General features: G+C 74.7%; 12 protein-coding genes. 6 read left to right on the top strand and 6 right to left on the bottom strand.

The window, feature by feature from the left end:
* From JWN97_RS07905 to JWN97_RS21200, 3 genes are all read left to right on the top strand, one after another.
* A partial coding sequence (locus JWN97_RS07905) for an HNH endonuclease signature motif containing protein (RefSeq protein ID WP_297621035.1) occupies positions 1-715 on the top strand: 715 nt, incomplete at its 5' end.
* A gap of 91 nt (positions 716-806) precedes the next feature.
* A complete protein-coding gene (locus tag JWN97_RS07900; RefSeq protein WP_297621033.1) occupies positions 807-1,181 on the top strand; it encodes a nuclear transport factor 2 family protein in 375 nt (124 codons plus the stop codon).
* A 251-nt stretch (positions 1,182-1,432) separates the two neighbouring features.
* A complete protein-coding gene (locus JWN97_RS21200) occupies positions 1,433-1,648 on the top strand; it encodes a GNAT family N-acetyltransferase (protein ID WP_363321265.1) in 216 nt (71 codons plus the stop codon).
* Position 1,649: 1 nt separating this feature from the next.
* Here JWN97_RS21200 and JWN97_RS07890 read toward each other — a convergent pair whose 3' ends face one another.
* The 3 genes from JWN97_RS07890 to JWN97_RS07880 are packed head-to-tail and all read right to left on the bottom strand — an operon-like array spanning position 1,650 to position 3,247.
* A complete protein-coding gene (locus tag JWN97_RS07890) occupies positions 1,650-2,681 on the bottom strand; it encodes an SIS domain-containing protein (protein ID WP_297621031.1) in 1,032 nt (343 codons plus the stop codon).
* 11 nt (positions 2,682-2,692) lie between these two features.
* Positions 2,693-2,863, bottom strand: a complete 171-nt coding sequence (locus tag JWN97_RS07885; RefSeq protein ID WP_363321264.1) for a Trm112 family protein — start codon at positions 2,861-2,863, stop codon at positions 2,693-2,695.
* Between the two features lie 21 nt (positions 2,864-2,884).
* Positions 2,885-3,247, bottom strand: coding sequence for a DUF3499 domain-containing protein (locus tag JWN97_RS07880; RefSeq protein WP_297621028.1), 363 nt, complete (start codon positions 3,245-3,247; stop codon positions 2,885-2,887).
* A gap of 49 nt (positions 3,248-3,296) precedes the next feature.
* Between JWN97_RS07880 and JWN97_RS07875 the strand changes: the two genes are divergently transcribed.
* The gene (locus JWN97_RS07875) at positions 3,297-3,746 is read left to right on the top strand and encodes a metallopeptidase family protein (protein WP_297621025.1); all 450 of its coding nucleotides are present in this window, start codon (positions 3,297-3,299) and stop codon (positions 3,744-3,746) included.
* Positions 3,747-3,780: 34 nt separating this feature from the next.
* On the opposite strand, the gene JWN97_RS07870 is transcribed toward JWN97_RS07875, so the two are convergent.
* The 3 genes from JWN97_RS07870 to JWN97_RS07860 are packed head-to-tail and all read right to left on the bottom strand — an operon-like array spanning position 3,781 to position 8,419.
* Entirely contained in the window at positions 3,781-5,172 is a 1,392-nt protein-coding gene (locus JWN97_RS07870) for a DUF5719 family protein (protein WP_297621022.1), read from the bottom strand.
* Entirely contained in the window at positions 5,165-8,113 is a 2,949-nt protein-coding gene (locus tag JWN97_RS07865) for a glycosyltransferase family 2 protein (protein WP_297621019.1), read from the bottom strand. The genes JWN97_RS07870 and JWN97_RS07865 overlap by 8 nt, the downstream gene beginning before the upstream one ends.
* A 48-nt stretch (positions 8,114-8,161) precedes the next feature.
* Positions 8,162-8,419 (bottom strand): WhiB family transcriptional regulator, encoded by a 258-nt coding sequence (locus tag JWN97_RS07860; RefSeq protein WP_091199910.1) that lies wholly within the window; start codon positions 8,417-8,419, stop codon positions 8,162-8,164.
* A 128-nt stretch (positions 8,420-8,547) separates the two neighbouring features.
* Between JWN97_RS07860 and cofD the strand changes: the two genes are divergently transcribed.
* Positions 8,548-9,591, top strand: a complete 1,044-nt coding sequence (cofD, locus tag JWN97_RS07855; RefSeq protein WP_297621008.1) for a 2-phospho-L-lactate transferase — start codon at positions 8,548-8,550, stop codon at positions 9,589-9,591.
* The coding region (gene cofE, locus JWN97_RS07850; RefSeq protein WP_297621005.1) for a coenzyme F420-0:L-glutamate ligase at positions 9,588-10,180 on the top strand (593 nt) is incomplete at its 3' end. The genes cofD and cofE, both read left to right, overlap by 4 nt.

Raw genomic sequence — 10,180 nt, 5'->3', positions numbered from 1 at the left:
CCACGGTGCTGCGACACAGAAGGCGCTCGGGTCCGAGCTGTCCCTCAACGCCCGTCGCGCGAAGGCGCTCGGCGACCTGGCCCGCACCCAGACCGCGCTCGACCTGTTCACCCAGGGGAAGAGCGGGACCGAGGATCAGGACGGGCTGCCGGCCGCCCGCGAGGTCGTGCTCCACGCCCACTTCGCAGCATCGGCCACCGGGGACGTGACGGTGTTCGGGCCCACCGGGCGCCTCGAGGAGGGCCAGCGGCTCGTCCTCCTCGAGCAGCTCAAGTCCTGGTGCGGCGACAGCCGGACCAGGGTCACCATCAAGCCCGTCATCGACCTCAACACAGACCGGTCCACGCCCGCGTACGCGGTCCCCGACCGGATCCGCGAGCACGTCATCCTCAGAGACCGCACCTGCGTCTTCCCCTGGTGCTCACGCCCGGCCAGGGGCTGCGACGTCGACCACGTCATCGCGCACGACCACACCGCCGCAGCCGAGGCCCGACCCCAGGCCGGCCCCACGAGCACCGCCAACCTCGCCGCCTTGTGCCGGTTCCACCACCGCCTCAAGACCCACACCCTGTGGCGCTACGAGATGACCGAGCCAGGTGTCTACGAATGGACCAGCCCCCACGGCCACCACTACCGACGCGACACCACCGGCACCACCGCACTGGACCCACCCGACCCGCCAGGGCCCCAGATCCCACAGCCCCGCCGACCATGACCCCGCCCCGCACCCCGCCACCAGCAGGTGGCGGGGCCGCAGGCATGTCGCGACGCTCACCACTGTCGGTCGCCCGCGCCACACTCGCGTCATGGACGCCGCCACCCTGCTCACCCGTCTCGCCGAGGTCATCGACGCACACGACTGGGACGGGCTGGCCGCCCTCCTGCACCCCGATCTCACCTGCCGGCTGGTGCACACCGGTGAGGTCTTCGACCGCGACGGCTGGGTGCGGCTCAACGCCGACTACCCCGGATTCCAGCGGATGCTGCTGGAGGACCTCGTCGCCGACGGAGACCGTGGGGTGCTGCGGGCGAAGGTCATCGGGACGAGCGCCACGGGCGACGACCTGGTCTTCTCGGTCGCCAGCTTCGCCACCGTCCGCGACGGCCTCCTTGCCGAGCTGACCGAGGTCTGGGCCGACGTCGACCAGCGGGCTCCCGAGGCCACCCGGCCACTCACCTGACCCGATGCTGCCCGAGCCGACGCCGCGCCCGCGCTTGCGACCGATGGCGATGGCCGACCTCGACGACGTGACCGCGGTCCTGTCCGCCAGGAACCGCGACGACGCCGTGCGCTGGATCGAGTGGCAGGAGCGCAACTACGCCGAGCACGACTTCGGCCTGTGGGTGGTGGAGACCCACGCGGGCGAGTTCGTCGGTGACTGCGGGCTCACCGTCGAGGGCACTCCGCAGGGTCGAGGTGGGCTACCACGTGATGCCCGCGATGCGCCGGCACGGCTACGCCACCGAGGCCGCCACCGCCGTACGCGACTGGGCCGCGGCACAGGGCCTCGAGCACCTCGTCGCTCTGATCCGCCGGGAGAACCTGCCGTCGCGGGCGTCGCCCGCAAGCTCGGGATGGAGGTGGAGCGGACCGCGCTCGTGCACGGTGCCGAGGCGCTGGTCTTCGGGATGCGCCTGGCGCGGGTGAGCTAGTCCTCGACCAGACCGATGCGCAGGTACTCCGCGGCGTAGGTCCCGGCCAGCAGCAGCGACGCGTAGCGCGCCACCTCGGCGTCGGCCTCGGTGTCGAGCGTCTCGACCCGCACCCCGTGCCGCGCGGCCGCGGCGCGCAGCCCGACCGTCTGCTCGCGCACGACGGGGTCGTCGGAGCGGTCGTCGAGGATCAGCAGCAGCGGGCGCAGGTCGGCCGCCTCCTCGGAGAACGGGTCGGCGAAGGTGTCGCGCGGCTTGGTGGCCTCGATGACGGGGAGCAGGTGCTCGGCGTCGCCGGCGATCGCCGAGCGGCCGCTCGTGCGGCGCAGCGACTCCGCCAGCCGGCGGGCGGCGCGGGCCGCGAGGACCGAGCCGCCCCAGATCAGCGGGTTGGTGTCGGCCATCGCGATGGCGAGCATCTTGGCCGGGTTGACGGCGAGGTCGCGGTGGGGCGAGCACTCGGTGGCGACGTCGTCGAGCGACTCGGCCACCGACTCCGCGTCGGCCTGCGGGCCGAGGTGCACGTGGGCGAGGTAGTCGAGCATCACGACAGCGGTCGCCAGCTGGTCGCCGGTCACCGTGGGGAGCACGGTGACGTGCCGCCCGGCCGCGTGCTCGCCGACGAGCGACCGCTCGGGGCACGCGACGACGACCTGGCACCCGCGGCGTACGGCCTCGGCGACGGCGGAGGCGGACCCGTGGTCGTTGCCCTCGGGGGCCAGCATCACGACCAGGTCGAGCGAGCCGGCCCAGCCGGGCAGCCCCGGGTTGGGCCACGCCACGAACGGCACCGGGCACCACGGCTCGAGGACGGCGCGGAGCAGGCGGGAGTCGGGACCGGCGGCGATCACCGCGCGGGGACGGTCGTCGTCGCGCCCGCGCGCGATCAGCTCGGCCGTCGCCGTGGCCGCCTCGTGGGCCTCGCGGCGCACCCGCGACCCGCTCTCGGCGAGCGTGCGCAGGCGCAGGTCCACCGTCTCCAGCACCCCGGCGTCATCGAGCCGGGCCTCGTCGAACCACGTCGCCACGGCCGGTGTCCTCAGGCGGGCTTGCGGGCCTCGTCGACCAGCAGCACCGGGATGTCGTCGCGGATGGGATAGGCGTTGCCGCACCCCTGGCAGACGAGCTCCTCGGCGCCGTCCACGACGGCGGCCGACAGCTCGCCGTGGCAGGCCGGGCAGACGATGATGCTCAGCAGCTGCGGGTCGATGTTCACGGTGCGGAGTCTAGGTCAGTCGGTCGACGACAGGACCCGCAGGTGCCCGCGCTTGGCGCCCCGGCTCGGGTCGTCCGTCGAGTGCAGCGGCACCGGCGCGGGGGCGGGGCGCCCGGCCTCGCGCACGGCGTCGGCGAGCGCGAGCAGGTCGTCGCTGCTCGGCCCCTGGGCACGCGGGTCCGGAGCGAGCCGGAGCACCTCCCAGCCGCGCGGCGCGGACAGGCGCTCGCTGTGCAGCTCGCAGAGGTCGTAGGCGTGGGGCTCGGCGTAGGTCGCCAGCGGGCCGAGGACGGCGGTCTGGTCGGCGTAGACGTAGGTCAACGTGTTGACCGCCGAACGGCCACACGCCGTACGAGAACAACGACGGGCAAGGCTCACGCCGGTGACGCTACCCGCCGGATGCACGCCCGGCGCTTAGGCTCGCGGCGTGGACGACGTCAGCAGTGCGGCACGCAGTCGCGGTCGTGACCGGCGCGGTCGCGGCATGCGCGGGCCCGGGGTGCTGCCCGCCGTGCCCGGCACACCGGCGCTGCGGACCGCGCGGCAGCGGTTCGACCAGCTCGTCCTCGACGTCGTCACGCCGCTCGACGAGCGGTGGCAGCGCCACCTCGGCCTGGTGGAGTACGCCGTCGAGGACGCGCCGATGCTGCCCGACGACTGGGGCGACGACACCGTGCCGCTGTCGTCGCTCGTGCGCGGCAAGGGCCAGGACCCCACCCGGCTGGTCCTCTTCCGCCGCCCCATCGAGCACCGGGCCACCAGCCGCGACGAGCTGGAGGCGATGGTGCACACCGTCGTCGTCGAGCAGCTGGCGGAGCTGCTCAACCTCACACCCGGCCAGGTCGACGAGAGGTACGCCGACCCCGACGAAGGGTGAGCCAGCGCCGGGTGAGCGCCGGGTCAGCGCCGGGTCAGCGCGGTGCCGGGCGGACGGCCGGCACCTGGCTGGTGGTCTCCAGCTGCGCCAGCGGCAGCATCGACAGGCCCCGGTCGCTCACCTCGAGCGACACGACCGCGCCGGTGCGCTCGAGCTCGACGTGTGCCAGGACGGCCTCGTCGGGGAGCCGGATCCGGGCCGCGGTCGCCGGGTCGAGCTCGACGCGGCGCTCGTTGACCACGGGCTGCCCGTCCGCGTCCCACGCCCGGAGGAGGAGCACGCCGGGGGCACCCGCGCCCGCGACCACCAGGCGCTTCGCGCCGGCCGGCAGGGCGACGGCGGTCTCGCTCGCGACCGTCGGACCGGCCGTGGCGAACGCCAGGTCGTCGGGCGTCTGCGTGCGCAGGCTGGCCGTGACCGGGCCGGTCGCCTCGAGCCGGAGCGCCTGGACGCCCTCGGCGGTCCGGCCACGCAGCACGCCGCCGAGGTCGACCTCGCTCACCGAGGCCGGTGCGAGGGTCACCTCCTCGATGCCCGACGGGGCGAACTCGCTCTCCTCGCTGACGAGCTTGAGCGCGACGCGCACCTCGCTGTCGCCGGGGTTGGCGAGGGTGAGCGTCCGGTCGGCCGGGCTCGTGCCGACCCCGACGACGTACGACGTCGCCGCGGGCGCGGCCTGCGCGGGCAGCCACTCGCGGACCGGCCGGTCGCGACCGACGGGGTCGAGGACGTCGACGACGCTGGCGCCCAGGCGCCCCCGGGTGACGGTGACCTGCATCGCGAGGGCGTCGCGGTTGGGGGTGACCTCGGAGAGGTCGAAGGAGGTCGAGCGACCGCCGGGCACCCGGATGCCGAGCAGCGCGGGCACCTCGACGAGGCCGCTGCCGTCCCACACCGTCACGTCGGCGACGGCGGGTCCCTTGTCGGGGTTGACCAGGGTCAGGGTCGAGGCGTGCTCGGCCGAGGCGCCCACCCCGGTGAACCACCGCTCTGGCGCGGGCTGCTCGCAGGCGACCGCCGAGCCGGCACCCGAGCGGGTGGCCACGAGGCCCGTGGCGAGGCCGCCAGCCCCGTTGATGACGACGTACTGGCGCTCGCGGCGGGCGGCGACCCCGTCCTCGAGCGTCTCGGTGTCGTCCGTGCGCCCGACCCGCAGGGCGAGCTCTCCGGAGGCGAGCCCGGTGCTGCCGAGCCGGAGGTCGTCTGCTCCCGGCAACCTCGGCGGGCACACCGCCGTCGACCGGTCGAGGGGGGCGCCCGTCGGGGCGGCGGACGTCGGGGGTGTCTCGGCGGGTCGGACCAGCCCGAGCGCCGCCACGGTGAGCAGCGGGATCGCCACGGCCAGCAGGGTCAGCGGGGACGGGCGCCGCGTGGCCCCTTCGGCGATCCGGCGACGACCGGTGGGGGCGGGAGTGGGCTCAGCCATGCTCGGGCTCCTCTCGGCGCCGGCGGACCGTCGGGGCGGCGAGGACGAGGGCGGCCAGGATCGCCAGGCCCTGCACGACCAGCAGCGGGGTGCGCCACCAGGAGCCGGGGCCGTCCACGGCCGAGGGGTCGAGCGGCCGGTCGACGTGCCACGCGCGGGTGCTGCGGTCCTCGGCGCTGGCCTGGTCGAGCCCCGCCGTCGCGTCGAGCAGTGCGGAGATGCGCCCGTCGGCGGGTGAGCTGAGCACGACGTACTCCACGCCGCGCGCGCCGAGCGCGGCGACGACGCCGGGTGTGGGCGAGGAGACCAGCGCGCGGACCTCCGCGGTCAGCTCGGTGTCCTCGTCGGCGAGCGTGAGGACCTCGTCCTCGCCCACCGTCGTGCCGTCGTCGCGGCGGATGCGGTAGGTGATGCCGTCCTCGACCGACCCGCGCAGCACCAGCACCCCGTGCTCCTCGCCGAGGAGCGAGCTCTGCTGCATGTAGACCGGGACGTCCTGCTCGGCGTCGCGGGCCAGCGCGTTGTCGGGCGTGGTCAGCCACCAGCCCAGGCCGCCGAGCGGCACCAGCGCGGCCACGACGGCCAGCGCGGTCGCCAGGCCTCGCTGCCACCACGGGTGGTGCTCGTCGAGCCGTCGCAGGTAGGCATCGGCGCCGAGCACGACCGCGACCACCGAGGTGCCCTGCAGGATCACCACGAAGAGGCCGAGGCTCGGCCGGGTGGTGACCGAGGGCAGGTCGAGCGTGAGGTGCGACAGCACTCCGGAGACGAGGGCGGCGGCCAGGGCGACGAGCCAGCAGATGACCACGGACACGCGCGTACGTCGTGGGATGAGCGCCGCGACCGCCAGCACGCCGAGCACGATCCCCAGCCACCAGGGCGCCCCGAGGTCGTTGAGGCGTCCGGTGACCAGGCCGCCGAAGGTGACCTGGTCGACCGTGAGCCGGCCCGCCTCCAGCAGGAGCCCGGCCGCGGAGCCCGTGGTGATCAGCGGGAGCAGCCACGGCGCCAGCAGCACCGGGGTCGCGGCCACCGCGACGACGGGCGGGCCCCAGCTGTCGCGCTCGCGCAGCAGCCGCGGGGAGATGACGGCGGCGGCGCCCAGCACCACGGCGGTCGCCAGCAGGGCGAAGAGCCAGAAGCCGGGCACGAAGGCCGCACCGAGGGCGAGCAGCAGGGCGGTGCGCCAGGCGGCGCGCCAGCGCCGGTCGCGGTCGGGGTCGACGAAGCCCAGCGCGGCGTGGGCGGCCCAGGGCAGGAGCGCCGCGACCGCGACGGTGCCGAAGCGGCCCTCGCCCCACGCGCCCGAGGTGGCCGGGACCAGCGCGTAGGTGAGCGCGCCCCACACCACCAGCCAGCGCGGCAGGCCGAGCGGGTCGACGAGGCGGCCGACCACCTTGAGCAGGCGCCACGCGCCCCACGCGGCGATGGGCACGGCCAGCAGCATCAGGCCGGAGATGACGGCGCCGGTGTGGCCGAGGAGGAGCGAGGCGGCCAGGGCGAAGGACAGCACGTAGGCGGGTGCCGGCACGTCGGTGCCGGTGCCGAGCGGCAGCCACGTCGCGGTGTGCAGGCGCCACCAGTCACCGGCCGCGGACGGCACCGGTGAGAGCGCGCCGCCGGTGATCGAGCCGAAGGCCTCGCGCCCCGCGAGCAGGGCCAGCACGCCGAAGAGCACCAGCACGACCGCGACCGGGTTGGTGAAGAAGCGGGCGACCAGGCCGGTGTCGGTGAGGTAGGCGTCCTCGTCGTCCTCCGCGGTCGAGGTGGCCGAGCCGTGTCGCTCCTCGCGACCGGAGGGAGCCGCGCCGGGCGACCGCGCGGCCCGCCGGCGTTCGGCGACGTCGGCGGCCTGGCTGGTCGCGGCCGACGCGAGGTCGGTGACGAAGTCGAGGCCGTGCCGGTAGGGCAGCCACGGCGGCGCCAGCAGGCGGCGTACGGCCTCCTGCTGCGGGGGATCGCCCTCGCGGCGGTGGGCCCGCTCGCGGCGGGCGGCGAGCAGCTGGCGGGGGCGGCCGTGCACCGACAGGACGGCAGCGAGCTCGTCGAGCGCCTCGCCCACCGAGCGGACGCCGAGGTAGCCGAGCACCCGCAGCAGCGAGCCGAGGAAGAGCCGGACGTACTGCCAGGCGAAGGCCCGGGAGGACACGTTGGCCAGCGAGGTGAAGAGCGCCGCCCGGCGCTCCTGGTAGTGGGTGTGCCGTCCCGTCAGGGGCGTACGGCGTACGCCGCGGTGCGCCGCCTCCGCGTGGAAGACCACGGCCTGCGGCACCACGAGCGTGCGGTGGCCGGCCAGTGCGGCCCGCCACCCGAAGTCGATGTCGTTGCCGAAGATCGGCAGCTCCTCGTCGAGCCCGCCCAGCGACTCGAGCACCCGGCGTCGCACGAGCATGCCGGCGGTGTTGACCGCCAGCACCTCGCGCACGGCGTCGTGCTGGCCCTGGTCGTACTCGCCGCGCTCGAGGCCGGTCTCGCGGTGGCCGGTGCCGGTGATGGTCAGCCCGACCTCCAGCAACCGGCGCAGCGACGGCCACTCGCGCAGCTTGGGGCCGAGGATCGCGGCGTCCGGGTGCTCGCCCGCGGCCGCCAGCAGCTCGGCCAGCGCACCCGGGTCGGGGTTGCTGTCGTCGTGGAGGAGCCAGATCCACTCGTCGTCGTCCGCGCCGGTCGGGGCCGCGGGGGGCACGAGCTCCAGCGCGCGGCGCACGGCGGCGGGATAGCTCACCGAGCCCGGGACGACGTCGAGCACCAGCCGACCGGAGGGCTCGTCCAGTCCGGCGCCCGCGAGTGCCTCGCGGACCAGGGCGACGCTGTCGTCGCGGCTCGTGGTGTCGACGACCGCGACACGGTCGACCGGGAGGGTCTGCCCGGTCAGACCTGCGAGAACTGCTGGGAGCCACCTCGCCCCGTCATGACTGACGAGAAGCGCAGTGACGGACACCGGAGCACCTTAGCGAGGCGCCCCGCACGTCCGAAAACGGCGGAGAGGTCAGACGGCGCGCTTCTTGAGCTTGCGGCGCTCGCGCTCGGAGAGACCGCCCCAGATGCCGAAGCGCTCGTCGTTCATCAACGCGGACTCGAGGCAGTCGTCGCGCACCTCGCACGTCAGGCAGACCTTCTTGGCCTCCCGGGTCGATCCACCCTTCTCGGGGAAGAACGCCTCCGGATCCGTCTGTGCGCACAGGGCGCGATCCTGCCAACCGAGCTCCTCGCCCTCGGGTTCGAGGAGAAACAGTTCTGCTCTCATGGTGGTAAGCCCTTTCGACCCGGCTGGACATCAAACACCCAACGACACTGTGGGAATTACATGCCTGTCGTTCCCGTAAGTCAAGCCCGGATCTGATATAGCCATTCGCCATCCGGCAGGCTGTTCCTATGTCATCATTCCCGCCGCCGCTCCGCCGTATCACCGTCCTCTCCGGAGGCGTGGGCGGGGCCAGATTCCTCCAGGGACTCCTCCACGGCCTGCGCACGGGGGCCGTGCCCGGAGGATCCGCCGCCACCGAGGTCACCGTCGTGGCCAACACCGCCGACGACTGGTGGATCCACGGGCTCAAGGTCTGCCCCGACCTCGACACCGTGATGTACACCCTCGGCGAGGGCATCGACGTCGAGCGCGGATGGGGCCGCCGCGACGAGACCTGGAGCGCGAAGGCCGAGCTCGAGGCGTACGGCGTGGAGCCGACGTGGTTCGGCCTCGGCGACCGCGACATCGCCACCCACCTCGTCCGCACCCAGATGCTCGAGGCCGGGTTCACGCTGTCGCAGGTGACCGAGGCGCTGTGCCGGCGCTGGCTGACGCCGGCCCACGGGGACACGGTCCGGCTGCTCCCGATGAGCGACGACCGGGTGGAGACCCACATCGCCGTGGCCGACCCCGACAGCCCGAGCGGCCGCTCGGTCATCCACTTCCAGGAGTACTGGGTGCGCCTGCGCGCCGCCGTGCCCGCCGAGGCGGTGCTGGCCGTGGGCCAGGACGCGGCGACGCCCGCACCAGGGGTGCTCGAGGCGATCGCGGAGGCCGACCTGGTGGTGCTGCCGCCGTCCAACCCGGTGGTGTCCGTCGGGACCATCCTCGGCGTGCCCGGCATCCGCGACGCCGTACGTGCCACCTCCGCCCCCGTCGTGGGCCTCTCCCCCATCGTCGGCGACTCGCACGTGCACGGGATGGCCTCGCAGATGCTGACGAGCATCGGCGTGGAGGTCAGCGCCGGCGCGGTCGGCGTCCACTACGGCTCCCGGTCCGCGGGCGGTGTGCTCGACGGCTGGCTCGTCGACTCCCGCGACGCCGAGCAGGTCCGGCGCCTCGAGGAGGCGGGCCTGCGCGCCCGGGCCGTGCCGCTGATGATGAGCGACCTCGACGCGACCGCGGCCATGGCTGCGGCGGCGGTGGCGCTCGTGTCGGACGGTAGGGCATGAGCAGGCTCGAGGTCTGGGCGCCCGACGGGATCCCCGAGGTCGGCGCCGGCGACGACCTCGCGGGGCTGGTGCTCGACGCACTGGGCCGGGGCGCCGGCGGGTTCGTGCTGGCCGACGGCGATGTCGTGGCGGTGACCAGCAAGGTCGTCAGCAAGGCCGAGGGCCGCACCCGGGTCGGCGACCGCGAGGAAGCGATCGACGAGGAGACCGTCCGCCTGGTCGCCCGCCGCGGCGCGACCCGGATCGTGCGCAACCGGCTCGGGCTGACCATGGCGGCCGCGGGCGTGGACGCCTCCAACGTCGCGGTGGGCTCGATCGTGCTGCTCCCCCTCGATCCCGACGCCTCGGCCGCCGCCCTGCGCCGCGACCTCCACGCCCGGACCGGGGTCAACGTCGCCGTCATCGTCACCGACACCGCGGGGCGGGCGTGGCGCGAGGGACAGACCGACCTCGCGATCGGCGCCGCCGGTCTGGTGGTGGCCGAGGACTTCGCCGGCCGCACCGACCCGCACGGCAACCCGCTCGCGGTGACGCTGCCCGCGGTCGCCGACGAGCTCGCCGGGGCCGCCGAGCTGGCGCAGGGCAAGCT

This window comes from Nocardioides sp. (assembly GCF_025965415.1).
GTDB lineage: Bacteria > Actinomycetota > Actinomycetes > Propionibacteriales > Nocardioidaceae > Nocardioides.
The sequence above is the reverse complement of the archived record's forward strand: the minus strand, read 5'-3'. Positions and strand labels throughout refer to the sequence as shown.